This window comes from Ferdinandcohnia sp. SAFN-114, from assembly GCF_059415045.1.
Map to the genome: position 1 here is coordinate 1 of NZ_JBPFDQ010000081.1, position 24639 is coordinate 24639.

A 24639-nucleotide genomic window follows, 5' to 3' on the forward strand; every position below is an offset into this window, starting at 1 on the left:
TCAAATTAATGAAAAAGTGTTAAATTTAATATGGATAGGTGTTTTATATATGTCTCATTTGGCTAGGTCAGTTCATAGTAAACGCCCCTTTTTATCACCTTTCCAGGCATTCAAAAGGATAATCCATGCAATCAGACTTACTAGAACAGCTCCCACCATAATGAATAAATGGATGTAAGGGATCATTAAGAAACTAAGTCCATAGAGTATTAATAAAGTAGAGCCAAATAAAATGGCATTCAAAACAAAAAGAAATAAACCACTGAGCCATGGATTTTGGAACCAATTATAGCTTGATAGTTTATTTACTATGCGATTATTGGTACCTATGTAATTCACAAGTTTGTTTTTATAAATTCCTAAAATAATCACTAATAAAATACCGAGCAATAAAGTAAGTGTCATTTCTTTCCCTCCAAATGTTATATATTATCATCCTAACCAATATTTTATTGTTTTTCAATAAAATATTACCGTTATTTACTATTTTATTATTGTTTTTAAAAAATAAAAACGTGAATCCTTTATAAATTCACGTTTAATTACTTATTAATATTTAATTTTTATATCTCTTATCAGGAATTATTGGAGGAAGCCTTGCCAAATATTACTTCGTTTCTCCTGTCCAATTCATCATTCCACCAACCATGTTTCGGACTTTATAGCCTTGGTCATCTAGATATGCACAGACATTGAAGCTTCTACCACCAGAGCGGCAAATTATGATGTATTCCTGGTCTTTATCAAAATAATCGAGATTTGCTGGAATTTCTCCCATTTTAATATGCTTTGCTCCAGGGATCATTCCCTCTGCTACTTCTTCATCTTCACGAACATCAACAAGCTCTAACTTATCGCCTGCCTCGAGCTTTTGTTTCAGTTCTTCAGTTGTTATTTCTTCAATCATTAGGTCCCATCCTTTCACTTTCTATCTCGACCATTATAGCAAACCGAAATTGTGGATTACAATTTTTCAAAACTCAAGTTTTCCATATTCTTGAAAGCTAGAATTTCTTTTTAAAAAAGAGTATGCTATAACTAGCTGAAAACAAGGGGGAAAAGAAGTTGACTTATCCAAATACAGACGAAACCATTCAACTTATCAAAGAACTAGTTTCAATTCCAAGTCCATCTGGAAACACTAACGAAGTGATTAGTTTCGTTGAAAATCTTTTAAAAGAGGCAAATGTAGATACATACCGAAACCGAAAAGGCGGACTAATTGCTACTATTCCTGGTAAAGACACACAAAAACACCGGATGCTCACAGCCCATGTGGACACATTAGGTGCTATTGTAAAAGAAATTAAACCAAGTGGTCGATTAAAACTTGATCTAATTGGTGGATTTAAATACAACTCCATTGAAGGAGAATACTGCCGAATTGAAACTTCAACTGGCAAATTTTTTACTGGGACAATATTAATGCATCAGCAATCTGTTCACGTATACAAGGATGCAGGTAAAGCTGAACGCAACCAAGATAATATGGAAGTCCGGATTGACGAAAAAGTAAAAAACTCGGATGAAGTTAGAGCTCTTGGTATAGAAGTTGGTGACTTTGTTTCATTTGACCCACGTGTAGAAGTAACAGCTAATGGCTTTATCAAATCTCGTCATCTGGATGACAAAGCAAGCGTTGGTATTCTGCTTCAATTGATTAAGCAAATCAAGGCAGAGAATATTGAGCTTCCATATACAACTCATTTTCTTATTTCTAATAATGAAGAAATTGGCTATGGCGGTAACTCCAATATCACACCCGAAACAGTAGAGTATTTAGCAGTAGATATGGGGGCAATGGGGGACGGTCAATCAACCGATGAATATACAGTTTCCATTTGTGTGAAGGATGCTAGTGGACCTTATCATTATGCGTTCCGCAAAAAACTTGTCCAACTTGCGGAAAAACATGAAATCGGGTATAAGTTAGATATTTATCCATATTATGGATCTGACGCATCTGCAGCTATTCGTTCTGGGCATGATATTATCCATGGATTAATCGGACCTGGAATCGACTCTTCCCACGCATTTGAGCGAACACATAAAGATTCAATTGAAAACACTACAAAGCTACTCTATCATTATCTACAATCTGGAATGGTGGAGTAAATGGTACGGATGCCATTGTGGCTCCTTTAGAATGTTAAAAGCCCTCCAAAACGGAGGGCTTTTTACTATTAATTGGCTACAATATTTACAAGCTTACCTGGTACTGCTATAACTTTGCGGACTGTTTTTCCTTCGATTTGTTCTTTTACAGGATCAGCACCCATCGCGATTTGCTCAAGTACTTCTTTTGAAGCATCTGCCGGAACATGAAGCTTTGCTTTTACTTTTCCATTCACTTGGATAACAATCTCGATCTCAGCTTCAACTAATTTTGCTTCATCAAATGCTGGCCATGACTCATATGCAATAGATCCTGTATTGCCAAGCTTCTCCCAAAGTTCTTCAGCCAAGTGAGGAGCAACTGGAGAAAGAAGTTTTACAAAGCCTTCAATAAACGACTTAGGCAATTCAATTGCTTTGTATGCATCATTGATGAATACCATCAATTGTGAAATTGCCGTATTAAAATGTAATGCTTCATAGTCTTCTGTTACCTTTTTCACTGTTTGGTGATACACACGTTCAAGTGTAGTATCGTTTGAATCAGCTTTAACTTTGGATGTTAAGCTACCATTGTCATCGACAAGTAAGCGCCAGATTCGATCTAAGAAACGACGAGAACCATCTAGGCCGTTTGTTGACCAAGCAATGGAAGCATCTAATGGTCCCATGAACATTTCGTATAAACGAAGAGTGTCTGCGCCATGAGATTCAATGATGTCATCAGGGTTTACTACATTTCCTTTTGACTTACTCATTTTTTCGTTACCTTCTCCAAGAATCATACCTTGGTTGAACAACTTTTGGAATGGTTCTTTCGTTGTAACGACACCGATATCATATAAAACTTTATGCCAGAATCTAGCATAAAGTAAGTGAAGTACTGCATGCTCTGCTCCACCAATATAAATATCAACTGGCAACCATTCTTTTAATTTTTCCGGATCTGCGATGGCTTGATCATTATGTGGATCAATGTAGCGTAAATAATACCAACAGCTGCCTGCCCATTGTGGCATTGTGTTAGTTTCACGACGGCCTTTTTTGCCAGTCTTTTTATCAACTACATTTACCCATTCTGAGATATTTGCAAGCGGTGATTCACCAGTTCCGGAAGGTTTGATTTCTTTCGTTTTTGGAAGCACAAGTGGAAGTTCTTCCTCAGGAACAGTAGTCATTGTTCCATCTTCCCATTGAATCACTGGAATTGGTTCACCCCAATAGCGCTGGCGGCTAAATAACCAATCACGTAATTTGTAGGTAATTTCTTTTTTACCTAACTTATTTTCTTCTAGCCATGCAATCATTTTTGAAATGGCCTCTTCTTTATTTAATCCATTTAGGAAATCTGAATTAACATGCTCACCGTCACCAGTATATGCTTCTTTGGAAACATCACCGCCAGCTACGACTTCCTTAATCGGCAATTCAAATTTTTGTGCAAATTCATAGTCACGCTCATCATGAGCTGGAACTGCCATTATAGCTCCTGTTCCATAACTCATTAGGACATAATCGGCAATCCAGATTGGCATTTTTTCTTGGTTAACAGGGTTAACGGCATATGCACCAGTGAATACACCTGTTTTATCTTTTGCTAGATCTGTACGCTCTAAATCACTCTTACTTTTGATTTTATCTAGGTAATCACTGACTGCTCCTTTTTGTTCAGTAGTCGTGATTTTATCAACAAATGGATGCTCTGGCGCAAGTACTGCATAAGTAGCACCAAATAAAGTGTCTGGACGTGTTGTGAACACGGTAAATGTTTCTTCATGTCCATCAATTTTAAAGGTTACATGCGCTCCCTCTGAACGTCCAATCCAGTTACGCTGCATTTCTTTTAAACTTTCTGGCCAATCAAGCTCATCCAAATCCTGTAATAAACGTTCTGCATATGCAGTAATTTTTAATACCCATTGTCTCATTGGGCGTCTTTCAACAGGATGGCCACCACGTTCACTTTTCCCATCGATTACTTCTTCGTTTGCAAGTACAGTTCCTAACGCAGGGCACCAGTTTACAGGAATTTCATCTACATATGCTAAACCTTTTTCAAACAACTTTGTGAAAATCCATTGTGTCCATTTATAGTAATTAGGATCTGTTGTGTTAATTTCACGATCCCAATCATATGAAAATCCAAGTTCTTTAATTTGACGGCGGAAGGTATTGATATTTTTTTCCGTGAACTCAGCAGGATCGTTTCCAGTATCTAAAGCATATTGCTCAGCCGGCAAACCGAATGCATCCCACCCCATTGGATGAAGAACATTGTATCCTTGCATACGCTTCATTCTTGCTAAAATATCAGTAGCCGTATATCCTTCAGGGTGACCAACGTGAAGTCCCGCTCCTGAAGGATATGGGAACATGTCTAACGCATAGAATTTACGTTTTCCTTGTTCTTCAGTTGTCTTAAATGTTTTGTTCTGTTCCCAGTACTGCTGCCATTTTTTCTCGATCTTTTGGTGATTAAAACTCATAAGACTTCCTCCTTAATCAGTTACAAATGCTAAAAAGACTAATAAAAAAACAAAAAACCCCTAATCCCAAAAGGGACGAGAGGATATGTATTCTTCCCGCGGTACCACCCACATTAGTGACAAATTGTGCACTCACTTCATTCATCCTTAACGCGGATCATACGACAAGCACTAATTTGCACATTTGCAGTTCATGCTTATTGCTCAAAGGCGAGTTCATGTTCATCAACGATTGACTTGCACCACCCGTCAACTCTCTAACACGTGTGTAGAACATTACTACTCCTTTTCAACGCTTCATTAATTTTTGATTATATTCAGTATTGTATAGAATTTATATAAGAACTGCAAGTGAAATAGGTAAAATTGGGCTTTTCCTCCACCATTTTACCCACATATACTTTTCCTTAAACGTATGGGTTCCAAATTTGGTTTATGAATCATAGCTCCTTTTAACAAAAAAACATGTCATTGGGACAATTACTACATGAGAAAAAAAGACAAATATGTGACTAAAAACGCCATTTTGAAAGCGTTTAAACCCTTATCACTATTGGAACAATGTTTATATGCTCACTATTTCACAAACTGTCCACAGATTAGGTCAAAATGCGTGATTAAAATCACGTTTTTAGGAATGCTCTCCGAATATGATAAAGGTGTAGAAGCAAATACCAAATATCCAAGGGGGTATTATTCATGGGCAACAAAATTAAATTGTTGGTTGCATCGATAGTTGGAACTTCAATCATTTTATCTGGATGTGGTAGTAATCAGGAGGCGATGAAGGAGGAGAAAGTAGAAGCACAAACAGCTGGTTCTGAGTCGGGCCAAGGAGAAGTAATTGCTCCTCACAATGATCTTAACCAAGGACCCGTACCTTTAAAAGTAGAAAGGGTATCAGACAATGAAGTGAATGTTGAAATGACTGCTCAAATAACAGACATTGAAATTGACAAAGGGTATCTCTACAAAGCGTGGACCTTTAACGGTGAAGCACCGGGACCTGTTGTAGTTGTAAACGAAGGTGATACAATTAACTTTACACTAAAAAATATGGATCCGGCTATTCCACACAGCATGGACTTCCACGCAGTACATGCATCACCTTCAAAAGATTTCATTGATGTAATGCCTGATGAATCTGGAACATTCTCTTACCCAGCAAATAAGCCTGGAGTATTTATGTACCATTGCGGTACAAAACCAGTTCTGTCACACATCGCAAACGGTATGCACGGAACAATCATTGTAAAGCCTAAAGATGGTTATCCAACAGATAAAGAGATTGATAGAGAATACCTTATCATTCAAAATGAATGGTACAAATACAACGATTTAAATGACTTTACTAATGGTGTACCAAGCCAAGTCGTATTTTCTACTAAAGCCCTTAAAGAAGGAGATTTAAACACTAACGGCGATACATTTTCATTAAAAGAAACACCACTCCTTGCTAAAGTAGGTGACCGTGTAAGACTTTATGTTAATAATGTTGGTCCAAATGAAGTGAGCTCCTTCCACGTAGTTGGTACAATATTTGATGATGTATATATCGATGGTAACCCATACAACCATATGCAGGGCCTTCAAACTGTTATGCTTCCAGCCAGTGGTGGAGCAGTTGTTGAATTTACGGTTACTAAAGAAGGAACTTACTCAATCGTAACTCACCAATTTAACCATGCACAAAAAGGGGCAGTTGCCTTATTAAAAGTTACAGCAGATGGTACAGATGATGGTAGTGAAACTGTTGGACATTAAAAAAAGACCCTATAAAAAAGTACACTAATGGCACCCTTTTATAAGGTCAACAAAAATTCGCTAAATAAAGTTTACCATAAAAATAGAAAATTAGCAGAAAAAGAATCTCAGAATATGAGATTCTTTTTCACTTTTATTGTGCTGTATAGCCCCCATCAATTACACATGCCTGACCAGTTATTCCTCTTCCATGTTCACTTGCTAAAAACATAACGTAATTTGCAATTTCCTCAACCTCTAAAAGGCGCTTCTGTGGGACAAGGGGATAAATAACCTCCTCCAAAACCTTTTCCAAATCCACTTTTCGCGTCTTGGCTAAATCTGCAAGTTGATTCCTTACAAGTGGTGTATCGACATACCCAGGACATAATGCATTTACTGTAATTCCATGCTCAGCGCCTTCTAATGCAGCAACCTTTGTTAATCCTATTACCCCATGCTTTGCACTATTGTAGGCAGCTTTACCAGCAAAACCGATTAAACCATTTATGGAAGCCATATTAATAATCCGCCCAAACTTCTGTTGTTTCATAATTGGAAAAACATGCTTCATTGCCACAAATGGGGCAGTAAGCATAACGGATAATAATAGTTCAAATTTTTCTTTTGGAAATTCTTCAATTGGAGACACATGCTGCAACCCTGCATTGTTGATTAGACAATCAATTCTTCCGTATTCCGCAACAGTATTTTTAATCATCTCAATAATTTCTAGTTCATTTGTGACGTTACATTTTAAACCAATCGCTTCATATCCTGCCTCCTGAAGCACTGATGCGGATTTTTTTACTGCCGACTCATCTACATCCGTTAACACAACACGTGCGCCATTCATAGCAAAGGTTTTTCCCATTTCAAATCCAATCCCTCGTGCTGCACCGGTAATTAAGATAACCTGATTTGTAAACATGACGTCCGTCCTCCTAAATCCCTAAACCTAAAGAAAATAAAATAATGGCAATGGCTAGCCCGATTAATGGAACAATTACTGTTAATGCACCAACCGCCCCATATGCATCCTTATGTGATTCTCCACATATCGAACGAACCGTTGTTACAACATAGCCATTATGTGGGAGTGAATCCAATGCACCTGATGAAATAGCCACTACCCTATGAAGTGCCTCTGTATTAACTCCTGCATCAACATAATGTGGTGCTAGTAATGGAAGTGCGATCGCCTGACCTCCAGAAGCTGAACCAGTCATTCCGGCAATGACACTAACTGCAATTGCTCCTCCAATTAAGGGACTACCTGGGATACTAGTCATCGCATCAACAGCAACCTCAAAAGCAGGAACCGCTTTTGCAACTCCTCCAAATCCAACAACAGCGGCAGTGTTGCCAATCGCAATTAATGCACCCATTGTCCCCTCTGAAAGTGCTTTATTAACCGATGTGAAATACTTTCGATTCAATAAATACGTTGAAATAACGCCACCTAATAACGCAATAATAAGTGCGGATTGAGCAAGTTTGTCATGAAAGAAAAACGAAATAAGAAGAACCACAGCTAACGGAATAAGTCCTGTAATCGGGTGTGGCAGTTCTTTATTTTCAACAATTGGGTCATTTTCTCTTGAAACGAAGGTTTCTCCATTTGCAACTGCCTTATTAATCATACGTTTTAACCACCAACCGCCAAAAATCATCATAAATATGGCGACAATAACACTTACTTCCCAGCCCGCTAGTGGAGATGTACCTAAATATTCAATTGGGATCCAGTTTTGAATTTCAGGAGAACCTGCGGATGTCATTGTAAATGTAACAGAACCGAAAGCTAATGTTGCAGGGATAAATCTTCTCGGTAAATTGGCTTCTTTAAATAGACTGATGGCCATTGGATAAACAGAGAAAGCAACAACAAATAAGCTTACACCGCCATAGGTGAGAACTGCACATGCTAAGACGATTGCAAAAATGGCAAATTTCATTCCTAATTTATCAACAATCCATTTTGACACACTATCAGCCGCACCACTATCCTCCATCACTTTTCCAAAGATGGCTCCTAATAGGAACATCAGATACCAAGACGTAACGAAACTTGAAAAACCACTCATATAATTGCCAACAAAGTTTGCTTCTCCCTCACCGGCTAACTGCGGAAACAGTGGTAGGCCACTTAAAACTGCTACAACTAGAGCACATAATGGCCCTGCAAGTAGTAAGTTCATGCCTCTCATTGTTAAATAAATGAGAAGCGCCAAACCGCCAACTAAACCAATCATACTGAGCATTTTATATCCCCCTTACTCAAATTTTTTTGAAACAATGTCAATTAAATACAACAATTCTGTCTCCAATCCTATTTAATTCAGTAACCGCTTTCATTTTCCTTTTGACCTCTTTTTTGATTCGCTATATTTGACCTCCTTTTGATCATTTCAGTTTTTAAAGTTGCAAGTAGCATGCCAACATCAAAAAGGTCACTAAATCGCCATATTTTAATTTATTGTGCATCCTATCATTCCAGAATTCTGGAATGGTAGTTTCCTAGTTTTTTAGAAATTGAGTTTACATGGGCAAAAAAGAATTCCAGAAATCTGGAATAACGTTCCGGATTTCTGGAATTCACAATTCTATCTTTAGCTTTTTAAGTTTTTCATACATACTAGATTTACTTATCCCAAGTGCTTTGGCGGCCAATTGTTTATCGTCACTATACTTTTGTAATGTTTTCTCGAGCACCCTTTTTTCAGTATCCTCAAGAATTTCCTTTAAAGTTTTTTGGCCGATTAATAATTTGGGATCGTCAACTAAATATTCCGGTAACGAACTGATCTCTATTTTTTCCCCACTTGTTAAATGGATAGCTGCTTCTACTACATTTTCAAGCTCACGAAGATTTCCCGGCCACTGATGTTGGTTAAAAATATTCATTACCTCATCGTCAATTGCAGTAATTCTTTTTCCCGAACGCTTTGAAACTTTTTCAATAAAAAATTGGGTTAATGGACCAATATCTTCTGGCCTTTCACGTAGGGGCGGAATTCTGAACGGGATTACATTGATTCGGTAAAATAAATCCTCACGAAATCGATTTTCTTCAATCATCTGCTCCAAAGGTCGATTCGTCGCTGCAATCACACGAACGTCAACTGGGATAGGCTTTACTGCTCCCACTGGTTCGACTTCTTTTTCCTGGAGAACGCGTAATAGCTTTATCTGCATATTTAGTGGCATGTCACCCACCTCATCTAAAAAAATGGTTCCACCATGTGCAAGAACAAACTTGCCTTTTTTCCCACCCTTTTTTGCTCCAGTGAATGCTCCTTCTTCATAACCAAATAACTCTGATTCTAATAAATGCTCAGGGATTGCTCCACAATTAATTTTAATAAAAGGATTTTGACTTCTTTCACTCAGTTGATGAATACTGTGTGCGAACAATTCTTTTCCAGTTCCACTTTCACCTCGAATTAAAACAGAAATATCACCTGATGCGATATTTTTAACCTTTTCCTTCAATTCAATCACTTGCTTTGAAACCGATTTAATATCAGTTAACGTATATTTAGCCCCATTGTTTTCCTGCCAATCTTCAATATAGGTTTGAAGCTGTGACATTAAGCTTTTAATATGACTATTCATCTTATTTAATGCCTTAGTATCTTTAAAAATAACTGCTCCTACTGCCCCAACTATTGTCTGATCAGAGTATATCGGAATCCGATTTGCAATCATATAATTCCCTTTTATATAATGCGGACTGCCAATTTCCTCTTCTCCGGTTTGAACAACAATATGCATTCTTGTGTTTTCGATTACCTTTGTTACATGTGTACCAATTACCTCTTCCCGGTTAACTTCAAGGAAATCACAATAATTTTTATTCATGTACATAATTTTCCCTTGATGATCTACTACAACAATCCATTCATAAGCAGTGTCAATAATCGTTTCAAGAATTTTGTTTTTGAACTCAAAATCATTGTGATTAAACATATATTCCCAACACCCTCTTTATTCACCCTTTATATGTTCATCATATCATCTGAATAGGTATTCATTAAAGAGGATAAAAAAGACCTGATACAATTTTTTGTATCAAGCCTTTTTCATTATGCACTAATTACAACACTTGTTTTTTCTTTTAATTTTTTATCATAAATCATGGTGGTGAAGATGGATACGAACAATAATACCGCTAATACCGTAAATAACATGCTCATCCCCCATAAGTCAACAAGCATTCCACCGAGTACTGGTCCAATCATACGCCCGCCAGTGGCCATACTATTTACAATTCCTTGGTAAAATCCTTCGCGCCCCTTTGGTGCAAGATCGTTTGCAATGGTCGGTACAGCTGGCCATACAAACATTTCCCCAACTGTTAATATAATCATCGCAACTAGAAATCCACTAAATGAGCTTGCCGTTGAAACAATAAGAAAAGAACAAATAAAAATAAGAATTCCGATAATAATTTGTTTTTTCAAGGATTTTGCAAATGATTTTATCGCCACATTCAGTAATGGCTGCCCGAGAACAATTAAGCCTCCATTTACTGTCCATAATAAGCTATATTGCTTTAATGTAATCCCGATGTCCTGTGTATAGCTTGAAATAGTGGCTTGCCATTGCACATAGGCCACCCAACATAAGACATAACCAATACAAAGAACTAATAACGCTGTTAATTTTGAGCGATTTTTAACCATTTTTGATTGTTCTAGTAGGTTTGATTGAGTAGCCTTTTCCGCATGAATTCCACGGTAACCAAACAAAGCCACTAAGAAAAATAGAATATACATAAATGTATTTGCCATAAAAATATAATCAAATGAATAAGATGCCACAAAGCCACCAAGCCCTGATCCAATCGCAACTCCTAGGTTTTGCGCGATATAAACGGCATTAAATGACTTTCTCCCACCTTCTGGCCAAACAGCTCCTGCCATGGCAAACATGGCTGGGAATACCATACCTGTACCAAGTCCAATGATTGTTAGGAAAATTACATAATGTGGCCATCCATGATAAAAGGTCAGTCCAATTAGAGCCACTAATGAAATCAAGATTCCTGTCAGGATTGATTTATAGCCACCAATTTTATCAAATAACACGCCACCTACTAAATTTCCAATAACGGTTGCACCCGCATTAATCATTAATACAAGACCTGCAACAGATAAAGATTTACCAAGATGACCATGAATGTAAATCGCGTTTAACGGCCATAAAAAAGATGAACCTGTGACATTAATGATCATTCCAATAATAATCATCCAAAGCGCTCTCGGCATACGGGCACCTCCTTTAAATTCACGTATTTATCCATACCAAAAAATATTTTATTCCTTTCCTCTTGTTAATTCAATTTAAAAAAGTATTCGGATAAATGGACACAAAAACGGGATACCCTCGGGAGAACGTGTAGCACAAGAACTAGTAATGGTACATGTTTAGGAAAATTCAGCGCGTGCCTGTACCGAAAGGGCGGTGTCACGTCACATGCTCGGGCAATTTCGCGCGCGAGCATGTACCGCAAGAGCGGTGTCACGGTACATGCTTAGGCAAATTTAACGCGTGCCTGTACCTCAAGGGCGGTGTCACAGTACATGCTCGAGCAATTTCGGCGTGAGCCTGTACCGCAAGGGCGGTGTCACAGTACATGCTCCGGCAATTTCGCCATGAGCCTAAACTGCAAAAACATTTTAAAGCCGCGCTAATATTAATGGACACAAAAAACAAATCGACAAGCGAATTTCGCTTGTCGGTTTGTTTTTTATTCGGGACGTTGTTTTGATTTGATTGGTTGTCCCTTTTTTAGATAATTTTGCTTTGATTTTTTCACAGGATCAAAGTCCTGCCCGAACTCCAAATCATTGCTGTTTACACCGTTTTTTGTTTTTTGCTCTGGATTATTTTGTTTCGAACGCTTTTTCATGAATTCATCCCCTACATCTTATACTGTTGAATCACGTTTACATCCAAGGTCATATCATTTTGAAGTTGCTGTAATTGCAACCTCATTCGGTGCAATTGCTCTCGTTGCTGATCATTACAACTTTGAGCTAACTTTGCTAATTCATTAGTGGCTTCTTCCAATTGCATTTGAGCATCTGTATATTCCGTTGTATTATAATGCTCCTGTCTTCTAGCAGTCGTAATTTGTTCCTGAGCATTTCGGATTGAATCCTCACAGCGCTGTAAAAAGGCATCTACTGATTGTCGAGTAGCCATTCTTCCCCCTCCTACATTCCAAATGAGAAGCAAAAGCCTTCTCTACTATAGTTTGTTCATCCTTCATTTCTTCTCTCATAAAGTTATTTCCAATTTATAAAGCCCCCACGCACACGAGATGGGTCAAAAAAGATGCTTGCCACATAAAGTGTGTTCTTAGTTTTTGATCTTCGAATTTCCATTTGAGTTCTTAAAAGCCCCCGTGCTAAAATTTACATAGCAAATTCTTATCTTAGTTAGGAGGGGCGATTTTATGCCTCAAGGAAATCCATTTTCATATTCAACAGATAATAAACGTTACCATACATGGAATTACCACCTCCGTCGTACATTTGGACATAAAGTATTTAAAGTAGCCCTTGATGGAGGGTTTGACTGCCCAAACCGTGACGGAACAGTCGCACATGGTGGATGTACTTTTTGTAGTGTCTCAGGGTCAGGTGACTTTGCTGGAAACCGTGCAGACGATATACTTACACAATTCCATACAATTAAAGATAAAATGCACGAAAAATGGAAAGATGGTAAGTACATGGCATACTTCCAAGCGTTCACAAACACCCACGCACCTGTTGAAGTATTGCGTGAAAGGTTTGAACCCGTTTTAAGTCAAGAAGGAGTAGTCGGAATCTCTATTGCTACAAGGCCTGATTGTCTTCCTGATGATGTTGTCGAATATTTAGCAGAACTAAATGAAAGAACCTACCTCTGGGTTGAGCTTGGTTTACAAACTGTACATGAAAAAACAGCGCACCTTATTAACCGAGCACATGATTTTCAGTGTTATGTTGAAGGAGTAAATAAGCTTCGTAAACATAATATTCGGATTTGCTCCCATATTATAAATGGCCTCCCACAGGAAACACCAGAAATGATGATGGATACAGCTCAAGAAGTAGCGAAACTTGATGTACAAGGTATCAAAATTCATTTGCTACATTTGTTAAAAGGAACACCTATGGTGAAGCAATATGAAAAAGGACTATTGGAATTTCTCTCTTTTGATGATTATGTACAATTAGTTTGTGACCAACTCGAAGTTTTACCACCAGAAATGATTGTTCATCGTATTACCGGGGATGGTCCCATTGATTTAATGGTCGGGCCAATGTGGAGTGTGAATAAATGGGAGGTATTAAATACAATAGATGCCGAATTGAAACGTCGTGACAGCTATCAAGGAAAATTATATAAGAAGGTAGCAGAAAACGTATGAAATTAGATCGTATACTTCCATTTGCCCGTAAATTACTTAAACTTGCAGTTAGAGAAGGAGATTATGCAGTTGACGCTACAATCGGAAATGGTCACGACACAGCAATGCTTGCTTCTTTGGTTGGTGAAAATGGACAAGTTTTTGGCTTTGACATTCAAAAAGAAGCTATTGAAAACACAACCACTCGTTTAAAAGAGCAAGACCTGTTTGATCGCGTTCGTTTGTTTCACGAGAGCCATAGTCAACTTTTAGCGATGATTCCCACTGAAGCCCGCGGCAAAATCGCAGGGGCAGTCTTTAATTTGGGATATTTGCCTGGAGGAAATAAGGAAATTGTTACAAAGGCTGATTCTACAATTGAGGCAATTGAGCAATTACTTACTGTCATGAAACCTGAAGGTATTATAGTACTTGTTGTGTACCATGGTCATGAAGAGGGTGCAGTCGAACGAGATCAGCTGTTAGAATATTGTTCAACGCTGGACCAAACCAGCGCTCATGTATTAATGTACCGATTTATGAATCAAATGAACAATCCACCTTTTATTATCGCAATTGAAAAAAGATAGAGCCCAGACTGTTGAAAAACGCTCGCATACTTCGTTGCTTGCCTCCCTCGTCCGCTCATGAGGGCTACTTCTATTCGCGTCTTCGCTCAGCGGAGCGCCTTGTCTGACAAGCGTTTTCAAGACAGTCTTGGAAGAATTCATCCATAACTTCACTTATGAAAAAAGATAGAGCCCCGTCGCTCTATCTTTTTCTTATTCAAACACATGTTGAAATCTACGGTAGGCTCGTCCATTTACATAAAAGAAAAAAGAAGTCTTCCCACCGAGTCTAATAATTTTCTTCGCAATTTTTAATACACTTCGTTGTGCCCTTACCTTTTCATCTGATAGATATAGACCTAATAAACCCCTATTAATCATTCGGTGAAATTTTTCGTTTGGTAACCCGGCTGTATGTTTATCTGCTTCGGTGATAAAGTGCTTAAGGCGATCTACCAATTCATTTTCATGTGGATAATAAAAACAGAAATTTAAGTCTCCACCTTTACGGTCCTCTTCTTGATCAATGAAATAATCAAGAAGGATGTGCAAGCCTTGGATATATGGAAAATACCCATTCCGAACTTTGTTGGCCATCTCCTCGTTGAATTCTTCATGAAAAGCGTAAGCAACTAAACAAAAAATCCCTAGTGTAGACCCTGAACAGGCTGAGAATTCATACCATTCCATGTTTGGCAAATCCTTTTGGTGATCTTTAAACCAATTCTCAAGTCTTGGAACTCGCTCTTCTACCTTTACATGTTTATGAACTTGTAAAGCACAATAATAACTTGCCAACTCCTGTAAATAATCAGCAATCTTATCATAATGATGAAGGTTGTGAAGAACATCCTGACAGGTTGTTACTAGGCTCTCCAAGTAACCCCCATCATCCTGTTCTTCTCGAAATTGATAATAGTTTTTTGTTGGACATCCTGGTCGTAAGGCATCTGGCATAGAATCATGTAACGAGCTAAAATCTAACGGATCAAGCGAGGTGCTTCGATCACAAAGATTATCTAGATAGTCACTAATCGTTTGATACGCAACGATAAATCGAATGCATTCCTCCATTTGTCCTTCTGATAATAAGGCGAGAATTGCTCCACCTTCACAGTGAAACGTTTTAGTTTGAATACTCGCTAATGCCTGTCTCCGAAGTTCCTCATTTGGAATAGCCTCCGCTTTCTTTTTCCAAATTGATAATTCACGATGTACAATCGGAAATACCTCACGATACACTTTCTTCATTAAACTAATCGGTTTTGTTGGTACCATCGATATCACCTCAATATTTAGGAACATTGAATATATGTAAGATTTACGATAATTGTAAAAGTTGATACACTTACCATAAATGATTATTTATCGAATATCAAACGAAAGGATGTAACTATTATGATTTATCCATACAAAGGGAAATATCCTGAAATTGCCGACTCTGTATATATTGCGGAATATGCGACAGTTACTGGTGACGTAAAAATTGGTGAGGAAACAAACATTTGGTTTAATACTGTCATACGGGGGGATGTGGCACCGACCATTATCGGAAAAAGAGTGAGCATTCAGGATAACTCAACCTTGCATCAAAGCCCAAATAATCCTTTAATTATTGAAGATGATGTCACAATTGGTCATCAGGTGATCCTACATAGCTCTATTATCCGTAAAAATGCGCTAATCGGAATGGGGTCCATTATTCTTGATGGGGCAGAGGTTGGTGAAGGGGCTTTTATAGGTGCCGGAAGCCTAGTTCCACAAGGCAAAAAGATTCCACCAAACACTCTTGCATTCGGAAGACCAGCTAAAGTTATTCGTGAATTAAATGATGAAGATAAAAAAGATATGGCCAGAATTCGCCGTGAATATGTGGAAAAAGGGCAGCATTATAAGGAATTACAAAAAGAAAAACGCGGTTAATCAAATACGCCTTGGCGTATTTACGCCCAGATTTTTTTGAGCTTGCTCAAAAAATTACCCTTGAAAATCTATGGCATCCGCCGGAGGCTTTAACTTTATTCAGTCAAGTTTGATACTAAATTGGATAATCTATTTGCTTTCATCCAACCACTCATAGCATTTCAGATGAATAAAGTTAAAAGCTCACCATTAAGGCGAGCTTTTTTCTTTCTTATTTTGCAGCTTGTGTTTTAAGCGCTTCTGCTTTGTCAGTACGCTCCCATGGTAAATCAAGATCATTTCTACCAAAGTGACCATATGCAGCGGTTTGCTTATAAATTGGACGACGTAGATCAAGCATCTTGATAATTCCAGCAGGACGTAAATCAAAATTATCACGAACCAATTCTACAAGTACATCCTCTGACACAGTTCCGGTTCCAAATGTGTCTACAGAGATAGAAACTGGTTGTGCAACACCGATTGCATACGCAAGCTGAACTTCACATTTATCCGCTAAACCAGCTGCTACGATGTTTTTCGCAACATAACGAGCAGCATATGCAGCTGAACGGTCAACCTTAGTTGGATCCTTACCCGAGAAAGCGCCACCGCCATGGCGTGCATAACCACCGTACGTATCAACAATAATTTTACGGCCAGTTAACCCAGCATCCCCTTGAGGACCACCAATTACAAAACGGCCAGTAGGATTAATGAAATATTTAGTATTCTCATCAATTAGTTCACTAGGAACGACAGGGTTAATTACATGTTCTTTTAAATTACGTTGAATTTGCTCTAATGAAATTTCAGGATGGTGCTGGGTTGAAATAACAATCGTATCGATACGAACTGGATTGTTGTTCTCATCGTATTCAACAGTAACCTGAGTTTTTCCATCTGGACGTAAATATGGAAGAATCTCATCTTTACGTACCTTTGTTAGTCTGCGTGATAACTTGTGAGCTAATGAAATTGGTAGAGGCATTAATTCTTTTGTTTCGTTACAAGCATAACCAAACATTAATCCTTGGTCTCCAGCACCAATTGCTTCAATTTGCTCATCAGTCATTTGACCTTCACGTGCTTCTAACGCTTGGTCAACCCCCATTGCAATATCTGGAGATTGCTCATCAATGGATGTTAAAACTGCACAAGTTTCATAGTCAAATCCGTATTTTGCTCGTGTATAGCCAATCTCTTTAATCGTTTCACGGACAATCTTTGGGATATCTACATATGTAGAAGTTGTAATTTCTCCCGCAACAAGTACAAGACCTGTTGTGACAGAAGTTTCACACGCTACGCGTGCATTTGCATCACTTGCTAAAATCGCATCTAAAATAGAATCTGAAATCTGGTCACAGATTTTATCTGGATGTCCTTCTGTAACAGATTCTGAAGTAAATAAACGGCGTCTATTTGTCACAAACGCTTCCTCCTTTTCGGATTCAGAATCGAATAGTTCGAGTTCTGACATTCATTGATACGGTACTCATTCCCTTAGTATTGTTACCTTCACGATTTTCTATCCTATATTAAATGAACAGTTATCTACGATCAAATGTGCCTTGGCGTTTTTGCGCCCGATCTTTAGGCCGACACGATGTGGGTCATAAAGACGGTTGCCACAGGAAGCGAAAAATTTCCGCTAAAAAATCGAGGCATCCGCCGGAGGCTTTAACATTATTCTGTTGGAATCGAACTCCGAGAATAATTTAAACACATATCACGCGTTAAGTAACATCAATAAAACCAATAAAGAATAAAAAACCTTTCCTACTATTTCGAGGAAAGGTTTATCGTTTATCCAGCCTTTCACTCTTATCGATCAAGGACATACCTTGCTCAGGTTAGCACCTTATCACTTTTTCGAATGTGGAGACCTACTAATAGGTTTCACTAAAAACCATTTGATATGTAAGAAAAGTGATGGTTGCCGGGTTTCATTGGGCCTGTCCCTCCGCCAGCTCGGGATAAGAGAGTATCCGTTCAATGACATATGATATCGCAGTAGTCCTTAAGGTGTCAACAGAATTCCGAAAAAAAACAAAGTCGAAGTGTGTCACACTATTTCCTCAATATTGACAAACTATAAAAGAATTATCGATTATAAAGGACTATTTTAGAATCTGCGCGCACTTTTTAATGATATGTTACGTAAAATACGTTAAATAGTATAGACTATTTTTATTAATGTGTTATACTAATTGTAAATTTGAGATAATTTATGGAAATTTAAAAATTAATAAAGGATGGTTTAACATGAATTCAGTTGAAGTTACAAATGAGCAGCTATTAGAATTAGTGAATGGAAAAAACGCACTTCATAACCTATCTGTTCCTATTTTAGTTGAAAAAGTACTATCTAGACAAGAGGGAATCCTTACTTCGACTGGGGCTATACGTGCGACAACTGGGAAGTACACCGGAAGATCACCTGAAGACAAATACATCGTAGAAGAAGCATCTACTAAAGATAGAATTGATTGGGGTAAGGTAAACAAACCAATTTCTGAAGAAGTATATGAAAAACTTTATACAAAAGTACTTTCATACTTAACAGAAAAAGATGAGATTTTCGTATTCAATGGATATGCAGGTGCAGACAAAAAAGTACGCATGCCAATCCAAGTAATCAATGAATATGCTTGGCATAACCTTTTCTCTCAACAAATGTTTGTTCGACCAACAGAAGAGGATCTAAATACACATCAACCTGAATTCACAGTTATTTGTGCACCAAATTTTAAAGCTGATCCTGAGGTAGATGGTACTCGCTCTGAAACATTCATTATTATTTCCTTTGAAAAACGAACAGTGTTAATCGGAGGAACTGAATATGCTGGAGAAATTAAAAAATCAATCTTCTCTGTGATGAACTATGTATTGCCTGAAAAAAATATTCTTTCCATGCATTGTTCTTCAAACGTAGGCCCTGAAGGTGACGTTGCACTATTCTTTGGTCTATCTGGAACAGGAAAAACTACTCTTTCAGCAGATCCAAAACGTCGTCTTATTGGCGATGATGAACACGGTTGGTCTAGCTCTGGCGTGTTTAATATTGAAGGCGGTTGCTATGCTAAATGCATCAACCTTTCTCGCGAGAAGGAACCACAAATTTTCGATGCGATTCGCTTTGGCTCTGTGTTAGAAAATGTGGTTGTAAATGAAGAATCCAGAATAGCTGATTATGATGATAATTCATTAACTGAAAATACAAGAGCTGCATACCAAATCGATAATATAGATAATATTATTGTTCCTAGTATTGCAGGTCATCCGAATACAATCGTATTTTTAACTGCGGATGCTTTTGGTGTTTTACCTCCTATCAGTAAACTAACTAAGGAACAAGCCATGTACCATTTCTTAAGTGGATATACAAGTAAACTAGCAGGAACAGAACGTGGTGTTACTGCTCCACAAGCAACATTCTCAACTTGCTTTGGATCACCATTCCTACCACTTCCTGCAACAGAATATGCAGAAATGTTAGGTAGAAAGATCGATGAACACAATGTTCAAGTATTCCTAGTGAATACAGGTTGGACTGGAGGAGAATATGGCGTTGGAAGCAGAATGAAACTATCATATACTCGCGCAATGGTTCAAGCTGCTTTAGAAGGCGAATTAAATAATGCTGAAACTGTGAAGAATGATATTTTTGGTCTGGAAATTCCAATTCATATTCCTGGGGTTCCTGATGATGTACTTCAACCATCAAAAACATGGGCGGACCAAAGTCAATACTATGTAAAAGCAAAAGAATTAGCTGTGAAATTCAAAGAAAACTTCAAGAAGTTCTCTAATGTTGCTAAAGAAATCGAATTATTGGGCGGACCACGCATTTAATATCAAATACGTTATCGTCTTGATCAGCCCTTTCAAGTAAAAGACGATCTTGCTAGAAGGTGCTTCCTTACCCTTTTGACGGATTGGCTTGTGACCTCGAACGTAATAGCGTTGGAGCTGGAAATAAAGGAAGCTCGAGGAAATTAGTCCTCGAGCTTTTTTGTATGGGGCTCCCTCGTTTTCATCCACTCCGTCAATCGTCTTACTGTTTCTCGATTTACATGTGGCGGAAAATAATGAGTGTATAGTGGAAAATACCAACTTTCTACCTCTTTTCCGAGTTCCTTTATTCTTTTTTCTAGTCGATATGCATGGTTAATAGAAACATTTTTATCTTTTTCACCATGAATAATAAGAACTGGAGCCTCCAGCATTTCAAGTTCGTATAATGGTGTTCTCCATTTATAACGCTCTGGATATTTTGTAGGTGTTCCTCCAATTACCCGCTTTAGCATTCGCCGTAAATCGTTTCGTTCCACATACGTTAGACTTAAATCACTCACACCACCCCATGTAACGAGTGAACAGATCCCGGGATGCTGAATGGCCGTAAGAAGGGCCATTACTCCTCCGCGTGAAAATCCAAAGACATGAATCCGGGTCGGGTTCACTTTTTCATGTTCCTCAAGCACTTTAAAAGCAGAAAATGCATCATATCTATCATGACCGGCGAAATCTTCATTACCATCACCACCCTGATTTCCACGATAAAAAGGTGCCATCACTACAAAACCTTCTGAAGCAAATTGGATGATGCGACCGATTCTGACCATCCCTACATTTTTTATTCCACCACGTAGATATAAAAAACCGTCATATACACCTTCTTCCTTTGGTTCAGCCAGATAACCTTTCACTTTTAGTCCTTTACTCCAATATGTAATTAAATAAAGATTGATTGCCGGATTGGGAGACGGGTATCTCTGTTTTTCAATAATAGTGCCTTCCACCATATTATCCATCCTCTCTACAACATGATTGTACAACCTTTACTTTAAATGTTCTAAAAAAACGCAAAAATAGGCATTCACACATTTTTGTCACGTTTCATATTCTATCTTAAGAAATTACTATAGTCGACAGATGAACTGTCAAGGAGGAATGAATACATGCGTCGTATTCTTGCAAGCCTTTTTGCTTTACTGCTTATTATTCCGTTAGCCGCTTGTAATAATGACCAGGTTCAAAAAATCCGTATAGCAGAGGTTACTCGTTCAGTGTTTTATGCACCGCAGTATGTAGCGATTACCGAAGGATTTTTTGAAGAAGAAGGCTTAGAAATTGAATTAACAACAGTACCAGGTGGAGATAAGACCATGACTGCGTTAATTTCTGGTGGTGCTGAGGTAGCCTTAGTAGGTTCTGAAACATCCATATATGTTGAGGCACAAGGCTCAACCGACCCTGTTATTAATTTTGCAGCTCTTACACAAACCGATGGTACATTCTTAGTCGCAAGAGAAAACATCGAAAACTTTAGCTGGGAGCAACTCAAAGATAGTACATTCCTTGGCCAACGTAAAGGCGGTATGCCACAAATGGTTGGGGAGTTTGTATTAAAAAAGCATGGAATTGACCCACATGGTGATTTGAATCTTATACAGAATATCGACTTTGCGAATATTTCTAGTGCTTATGCCTCTGGCACAGGAGAGTTCGTCCAGTTATTTGAACCAACTGCTAGCCTTTTTGAAAAAGAAGGCCGTGGCTATATTGTTGCATCATTCGGTGAAGAATCCGGAAAGGTCCCCTATACTTCTTTTATGACAAAACAAAGCTTTATTGATGAAAATGGGGAAGCTGTTGAAAAATTCACAAGAGCTATTTATAAAGCACAACAATGGGTCGATTCCCATAGCCCAGAGGAAATCGCAAATTCGGTTCAAGAGTTCTTCCCAGATACTCCAATTGATCTAATCACTTCTTCTATTGAACGTTACAAAAATCAAGGTTCTTACGCAACTAACCCTGTTTTATCAGAGGAAGCTTGGAATAACCTCCAAGATATTATGGACGAAGCAGGAGAATTACCAAAGAGAATTGACTACAACACACTTGTGAATACAAGTATTGCTGAAAAAGTAATTTCTAAATAAAGATGTTCAAAAAGTCCGGTGAAAATGACACATCGAATTTCTTCGTACATTGCTCAGAGAACACGATGAATAACTAGGTAATGCGCTGCTTGCGTCCACTCGTTCCACGAGGTCAATTCCTCAGCGAAAGGCTGCTGTGGAATTAACTCAAACAGTTGCCTCGCTCCGGTACTCGGGAGCTCGCGCTGCCTTGAACTTTCGACGCACAGGATGTGCAAGTGCCAGCAGGATAGGATATGAGACCGGCGCGGTCCTTTTCATCCTCCTTTTTGAACACATGTTAATAGGAGTGTTACTATGAGTTTTTTGTCAATAAAAGATATATACCATGTTTATTTTACAAAGGATTCTACAACGACCGCACTCGAGGATATTTCACTCACAATCGAGGAGGGAGAATTTATCTCTCTTCTCGGCCCTAGTGGGTGTGGTAAGACCACATTACTCTCTATTATTGCTGGATTATTAAAACCGACATACGGAGAGGTTTTGATCGAAGGTAAAAAGATTGAAAAAGCGAAATCAGATATCGGCTATATGCTGCAGCAGGACTACTTATTTCCATGGAAGACAATTGAGGAGAATATCCTTGTTGGCTTGCAAATCATGAACCAAGAAACAGAGCAAACAAGAAAAAAAACCTTAGATCTACTTGAAGAAATTGGCTTGAAAGGAGTCGAGAAAGCTTATCCGAAACAGCTCTCAGGAGGGATGAGACAAAGAGCCGCATTGGTTCGCACGCTCGCAACAAACCCAAAAATTCTTCTACTTGACGAACCATTCTCTGCACTAGACTTTCAAACGAAGCTGAAATTGGAGGACCTTGTATCGGAGACCTTAAAGGAATACCAAAAAACAGCCATTCTTGTGACACATGATATTGGTGAAGCCATTGCCATGAGCGACCGGATTTTCCTGCTTTCAAAAAGACCGGGTAAAATTGCAAAAGTATTTGATATCCCAGAGAACTTACGCAATGAGACTCCATTTGATGCAAGACAACACCCAGAGTATTCGAATATTTTTCAGCAAATATGGGAGGAGTTAGATAAACTTGAAACAAAACCTGAACATTAATAACCTACACCATCTTTATCTCCAATCAATAAAAAAAGAGAAAAGACTAGTCCGATTTTATCAAATCCTAATTTTTATTGTCTTTTTCGGGTTCTGGGAAATTGCGAGTCGAAGCCATTGGATAGATCCTTTAATCTTCAGCGCTCCTTCAAAAGTTTGGAATCTATTCTTAGATAAAATAAATGATGGAAGTTTGTTTAACAATCTCGCTGTAACATTGTTTGAAACAGTGTTAGGATTTATTATTGGAACGGCCTTAGGGGTTATAATTGCCGCGCTATTGTGGTGGTCAGAACGTCTTTCAAACATTCTTGATCCGTATTTAGTCATTTTAAATGCGATGCCAAAAGTAGCATTAGGACCAATCTTAATCGTTGCCTTAGGTACCGGTTATGTGTCAATTATTGCAATGGGCGCAATAATTTCAGTTATTATCACGACCATTGTCATCTACACTTCGTTTAAGGAAGTCGATTATAACTACATCAAAGTACTTCAGACTTTTGGAGCAAATCGGAAACAAATCTTCCGTGATGTCATTCTCCCCTCATCTTTTCCAGCTATTATCTCCACATTAAAGGTTAACGTTGGATTGTCTTGGGTCGGAGTCATTGTCGGAGAATTCCTGGTTTCAAAGCAAGGCTTAGGCTACCTTATCATTTATGGATTCCAGGTATTTAATTTCACACTCATTTTCCTAAGCTTATTATTGATTGCCATTTGTGCAACACTCATGTACCAAGGAGTTGAACTCCTAGAGAGAAAACTAATAAAGGATTCTAAATAAAATGCTCATCTAGTATCAACTAGTGAGCTTTCTTCATTTTTAAGTATTTTTCTACATAGTCAATGCTATGGGTTAAGACATCATCCTTCATGATGAAGCTAAATCTTCGGTCTGTTTTTACATTTCCTAGTGGAATTTCTTTCAGCAAGACAGGCCCTTTTGTTTCAAAATAAGTCTTTTTCTCAAGAAGGCGATCTATCTCAGCAAAATATATATTTTTAATAATCGTTTTCCCTTTTCCTATGACCTTATATTGACCAATATATTCGATTTCCTTAACCTCAGCACCCGTTTCTTCCATTACCTCACGAATCGCTGCAGCTTCAGGATTCTCTCCCTCCTCAACCTTTCCCCCTGGAAATTCGAGTCCTCGTTCAGAATGGTTTGTTAAAAGCCATTGATTCTGATATCGACAGATAACCCACACATGCTTCGGTTGGTCTGAAAAAGGATCCGGTGTAAACGATAAATTCACTTCATTATGATACATGTCTTGAAAAACAATCATTTTTTTATTCTCCAATTGGACTAACCTAAAATAGTGAGACAATATAAAACACCTCCAAAATGGCAATACTTGAGATAAGTATTGTGACAT

At 38.1% G+C, this 24639-nt stretch carries 22 protein-coding genes, 1 riboswitch and 1 other annotated feature; of the genes, 9 read left to right on the forward strand and 13 right to left on the reverse strand.

The genetic code is table 11. The features are described from left to right. Positions 1-72: 72 nt before the first annotated feature. A complete protein-coding gene (locus tag ACR65M_RS20940) occupies positions 73-405 on the reverse strand; it encodes a hypothetical protein (protein ID WP_440274309.1) in 333 nt (110 codons plus the stop codon). Between the two features lie 202 nt (positions 406-607). After that, positions 608-907, reverse strand: coding sequence for a rhodanese-like domain-containing protein (locus tag ACR65M_RS20945; protein ID WP_440274310.1), 300 nt, complete (start codon positions 905-907; stop codon positions 608-610). Between the two features lie 158 nt (positions 908-1065). Here ACR65M_RS20945 and ACR65M_RS20950 point away from each other — a divergent pair, with 158 nt between their 5' ends. Further along, complete coding sequence (locus tag ACR65M_RS20950; RefSeq protein ID WP_440274311.1) at positions 1066-2115, forward strand: M42 family metallopeptidase; 1050 nt, start codon at positions 1066-1068, stop codon at positions 2113-2115. 68 nt (positions 2116-2183) lie between these two features. On the opposite strand, the gene leuS is transcribed toward ACR65M_RS20950, so the two are convergent. Further along, positions 2184-4601, reverse strand: a complete 2418-nt coding sequence (leuS, locus tag ACR65M_RS20955) for a leucine--tRNA ligase (RefSeq protein WP_440274312.1) — start codon at positions 4599-4601, stop codon at positions 2184-2186. Between the two features lie 68 nt (positions 4602-4669). Beyond that, positions 4670-4903 (reverse strand) — a binding site (T-box leader). Between the two features lie 397 nt (positions 4904-5300). On the opposite strand from leuS, the gene ACR65M_RS20960 reads away from it, so the two are divergent. Continuing rightward, a complete protein-coding gene (locus ACR65M_RS20960; RefSeq protein WP_440274313.1) occupies positions 5301-6365 on the forward strand; it encodes a multicopper oxidase domain-containing protein in 1065 nt (354 codons plus the stop codon). Positions 6366-6498: 133 nt separating this feature from the next. Here ACR65M_RS20960 and ACR65M_RS20965 read toward each other — a convergent pair whose 3' ends face one another. The 6 genes from ACR65M_RS20965 to ACR65M_RS20990 all read right to left on the reverse strand — a co-directional run bounded on the left by ACR65M_RS20965 (position 6499) and on the right by ACR65M_RS20990 (position 12557). Beyond that, on the reverse strand, positions 6499-7275 hold the full coding sequence (locus ACR65M_RS20965) for a 3-hydroxybutyrate dehydrogenase (protein WP_440274314.1): 777 nt from the start codon (positions 7273-7275) through the stop codon (positions 6499-6501). Positions 7276-7288: 13 nt separating this feature from the next. Continuing rightward, positions 7289-8608, reverse strand: coding sequence for a GntP family permease (locus ACR65M_RS20970; protein WP_341330587.1), 1320 nt, complete (start codon positions 8606-8608; stop codon positions 7289-7291). A gap of 334 nt (positions 8609-8942) precedes the next feature. Further along, positions 8943-10316, reverse strand: a complete 1374-nt coding sequence (locus ACR65M_RS20975) for a sigma-54 interaction domain-containing protein (protein ID WP_341330586.1) — start codon at positions 10314-10316, stop codon at positions 8943-8945. A gap of 116 nt (positions 10317-10432) precedes the next feature. Further along, on the reverse strand, positions 10433-11617 hold the full coding sequence (locus ACR65M_RS20980; RefSeq protein WP_440274315.1) for an MDR family MFS transporter: 1185 nt from the start codon (positions 11615-11617) through the stop codon (positions 10433-10435). 482 nt (positions 11618-12099) lie between these two features. Beyond that, positions 12100-12261, reverse strand: coding sequence for a glycogen biosynthesis protein GlgD (locus ACR65M_RS20985; protein WP_121447353.1), 162 nt, complete (start codon positions 12259-12261; stop codon positions 12100-12102). 11 nt (positions 12262-12272) lie between these two features. After that, positions 12273-12557, reverse strand: coding sequence for a YtzC family protein (locus ACR65M_RS20990; RefSeq protein ID WP_341330584.1), 285 nt, complete (start codon positions 12555-12557; stop codon positions 12273-12275). A gap of 253 nt (positions 12558-12810) precedes the next feature. Here ACR65M_RS20990 and mnmL point away from each other — a divergent pair, with 253 nt between their 5' ends. Together mnmL and mnmM are read left to right on the forward strand one after the other, a co-directional pair. Beyond that, the gene (gene mnmL, locus ACR65M_RS20995; protein ID WP_440274316.1) at positions 12811-13773 is read left to right on the forward strand and encodes a tRNA modification radical SAM protein MnmL/YtqA; all 963 of its coding nucleotides are present in this window, start codon (positions 12811-12813) and stop codon (positions 13771-13773) included. Continuing rightward, on the forward strand, positions 13770-14342 hold the full coding sequence (gene mnmM / locus ACR65M_RS21000) for a tRNA 5-(aminomethyl)-2-thiouridylate-methyltransferase MnmM (RefSeq protein ID WP_440274317.1): 573 nt from the start codon (positions 13770-13772) through the stop codon (positions 14340-14342). Before mnmL ends, mnmM begins: the two co-directional genes overlap by 4 nt. A 192-nt stretch (positions 14343-14534) precedes the next feature. Here mnmM and tbcS read toward each other — a convergent pair whose 3' ends face one another. After that, entirely contained in the window at positions 14535-15599 is a 1065-nt protein-coding gene (gene tbcS, locus ACR65M_RS21005) for a tetraprenyl-beta-curcumene synthase (RefSeq protein WP_440274318.1), read from the reverse strand. Between the two features lie 120 nt (positions 15600-15719). On the opposite strand from tbcS, the gene ACR65M_RS21010 reads away from it, so the two are divergent. Beyond that, positions 15720-16244, forward strand: a complete 525-nt coding sequence (locus ACR65M_RS21010) for a gamma carbonic anhydrase (RefSeq protein WP_440274319.1) — start codon at positions 15720-15722, stop codon at positions 16242-16244. A gap of 211 nt (positions 16245-16455) precedes the next feature. Here ACR65M_RS21010 and metK read toward each other — a convergent pair whose 3' ends face one another. Beyond that, positions 16456-17655, reverse strand: coding sequence for a methionine adenosyltransferase (gene metK, locus ACR65M_RS21015; RefSeq protein WP_121447348.1), 1200 nt, complete (start codon positions 17653-17655; stop codon positions 16456-16458). A gap of 392 nt (positions 17656-18047) precedes the next feature. Further along, positions 18048-18209, reverse strand: a riboswitch (SAM riboswitch). Between the two features lie 282 nt (positions 18210-18491). Here metK and pckA point away from each other — a divergent pair. Further along, a complete protein-coding gene (gene pckA, locus ACR65M_RS21020; RefSeq protein WP_341330579.1) occupies positions 18492-20081 on the forward strand; it encodes a phosphoenolpyruvate carboxykinase (ATP) in 1590 nt (529 codons plus the stop codon). A gap of 143 nt (positions 20082-20224) precedes the next feature. Here pckA and ACR65M_RS21025 read toward each other — a convergent pair whose 3' ends face one another. After that, positions 20225-21034, reverse strand: a complete 810-nt coding sequence (locus tag ACR65M_RS21025) for an alpha/beta hydrolase family protein (protein ID WP_440274321.1) — start codon at positions 21032-21034, stop codon at positions 20225-20227. Positions 21035-21190: 156 nt separating this feature from the next. Here ACR65M_RS21025 and ACR65M_RS21030 point away from each other — a divergent pair, with 156 nt between their 5' ends. From ACR65M_RS21030 to ACR65M_RS21040, 3 genes are all read left to right on the forward strand, one after another. Continuing rightward, the gene (locus ACR65M_RS21030) at positions 21191-22177 is read left to right on the forward strand and encodes an ABC transporter substrate-binding protein (protein ID WP_121447345.1); all 987 of its coding nucleotides are present in this window, start codon (positions 21191-21193) and stop codon (positions 22175-22177) included. Positions 22178-22474: 297 nt separating this feature from the next. Next, positions 22475-23254 carry an ABC transporter ATP-binding protein gene (locus ACR65M_RS21035; RefSeq protein ID WP_341330577.1) on the forward strand — a complete coding sequence of 260 codons (780 nt, stop codon included), beginning with the start codon at positions 22475-22477 and terminating at the stop codon, positions 23252-23254. Continuing rightward, positions 23232-24041: an ABC transporter permease gene (locus ACR65M_RS21040; protein WP_341330576.1), complete on the forward strand. Its 810-nt coding sequence runs from the start codon at positions 23232-23234 to the stop codon at positions 24039-24041. The genes ACR65M_RS21035 and ACR65M_RS21040 overlap by 23 nt, the downstream gene beginning before the upstream one ends. A gap of 19 nt (positions 24042-24060) precedes the next feature. Here the strand turns inward: ACR65M_RS21040 and ytkD are convergent, their stop codons facing one another. Beyond that, the gene (ytkD, locus tag ACR65M_RS21045; protein WP_440274320.1) at positions 24061-24549 is read right to left on the reverse strand and encodes an RNA deprotection pyrophosphohydrolase; all 489 of its coding nucleotides are present in this window, start codon (positions 24547-24549) and stop codon (positions 24061-24063) included. Between the last annotated feature and the right edge of the window lie 90 nt (positions 24550-24639).

What these genes read in the sequence shown, in the direction of transcription:
- leuS (WP_440274312.1), bottom strand. Translation starts at nt 4,601, where the DNA reads ATGAGTTTTAATCACCAAAAGATCGAGAAAAAATGGCAGCAGTACTGG.
- ACR65M_RS20940 (WP_440274309.1), bottom strand. Translation starts at nt 405, where the DNA reads ATGACACTTACTTTATTGCTCGGTATTTTATTAGTGATTATTTTAGGA.
- ACR65M_RS21030 (WP_121447345.1), top strand. Translation starts at nt 21,191, where the DNA reads ATGCGTCGTATTCTTGCAAGCCTTTTTGCTTTACTGCTTATTATTCCG.
- ACR65M_RS20960 (WP_440274313.1), top strand. Translation starts at nt 5,301, where the DNA reads ATGGGCAACAAAATTAAATTGTTGGTTGCATCGATAGTTGGAACTTCA.
- mnmM (WP_440274317.1), top strand. Translation starts at nt 13,770, where the DNA reads ATGAAATTAGATCGTATACTTCCATTTGCCCGTAAATTACTTAAACTT.
- mnmL (WP_440274316.1), top strand. Translation starts at nt 12,811, where the DNA reads ATGCCTCAAGGAAATCCATTTTCATATTCAACAGATAATAAACGTTAC.
- ACR65M_RS20945 (WP_440274310.1), bottom strand. Translation starts at nt 907, where the DNA reads ATGATTGAAGAAATAACAACTGAAGAACTGAAACAAAAGCTCGAGGCA.
- ACR65M_RS21035 (WP_341330577.1), top strand. Translation starts at nt 22,475, where the DNA reads ATGAGTTTTTTGTCAATAAAAGATATATACCATGTTTATTTTACAAAG.
- ACR65M_RS21010 (WP_440274319.1), top strand. Translation starts at nt 15,720, where the DNA reads ATGATTTATCCATACAAAGGGAAATATCCTGAAATTGCCGACTCTGTA.
- ytkD (WP_440274320.1), bottom strand. Translation starts at nt 24,549, where the DNA reads ATGATTGTTTTTCAAGACATGTATCATAATGAAGTGAATTTATCGTTT.
- ACR65M_RS20975 (WP_341330586.1), bottom strand. Translation starts at nt 10,316, where the DNA reads ATGTTTAATCACAATGATTTTGAGTTCAAAAACAAAATTCTTGAAACG.
- ACR65M_RS20965 (WP_440274314.1), bottom strand. Translation starts at nt 7,275, where the DNA reads ATGTTTACAAATCAGGTTATCTTAATTACCGGTGCAGCACGAGGGATT.
- ACR65M_RS20970 (WP_341330587.1), bottom strand. Translation starts at nt 8,608, where the DNA reads ATGCTCAGTATGATTGGTTTAGTTGGCGGTTTGGCGCTTCTCATTTAT.
- ACR65M_RS21025 (WP_440274321.1), bottom strand. Translation starts at nt 21,034, where the DNA reads ATGGTGGAAGGCACTATTATTGAAAAACAGAGATACCCGTCTCCCAAT.
- pckA (WP_341330579.1), top strand. Translation starts at nt 18,492, where the DNA reads ATGAATTCAGTTGAAGTTACAAATGAGCAGCTATTAGAATTAGTGAAT.
- ACR65M_RS20990 (WP_341330584.1), bottom strand. Translation starts at nt 12,557, where the DNA reads ATGGCTACTCGACAATCAGTAGATGCCTTTTTACAGCGCTGTGAGGAT.
- ACR65M_RS20980 (WP_440274315.1), bottom strand. Translation starts at nt 11,617, where the DNA reads ATGCCGAGAGCGCTTTGGATGATTATTATTGGAATGATCATTAATGTC.
- ACR65M_RS20985 (WP_121447353.1), bottom strand. Translation starts at nt 12,261, where the DNA reads ATGAAAAAGCGTTCGAAACAAAATAATCCAGAGCAAAAAACAAAAAAC.
- tbcS (WP_440274318.1), bottom strand. Translation starts at nt 15,599, where the DNA reads ATGGTACCAACAAAACCGATTAGTTTAATGAAGAAAGTGTATCGTGAG.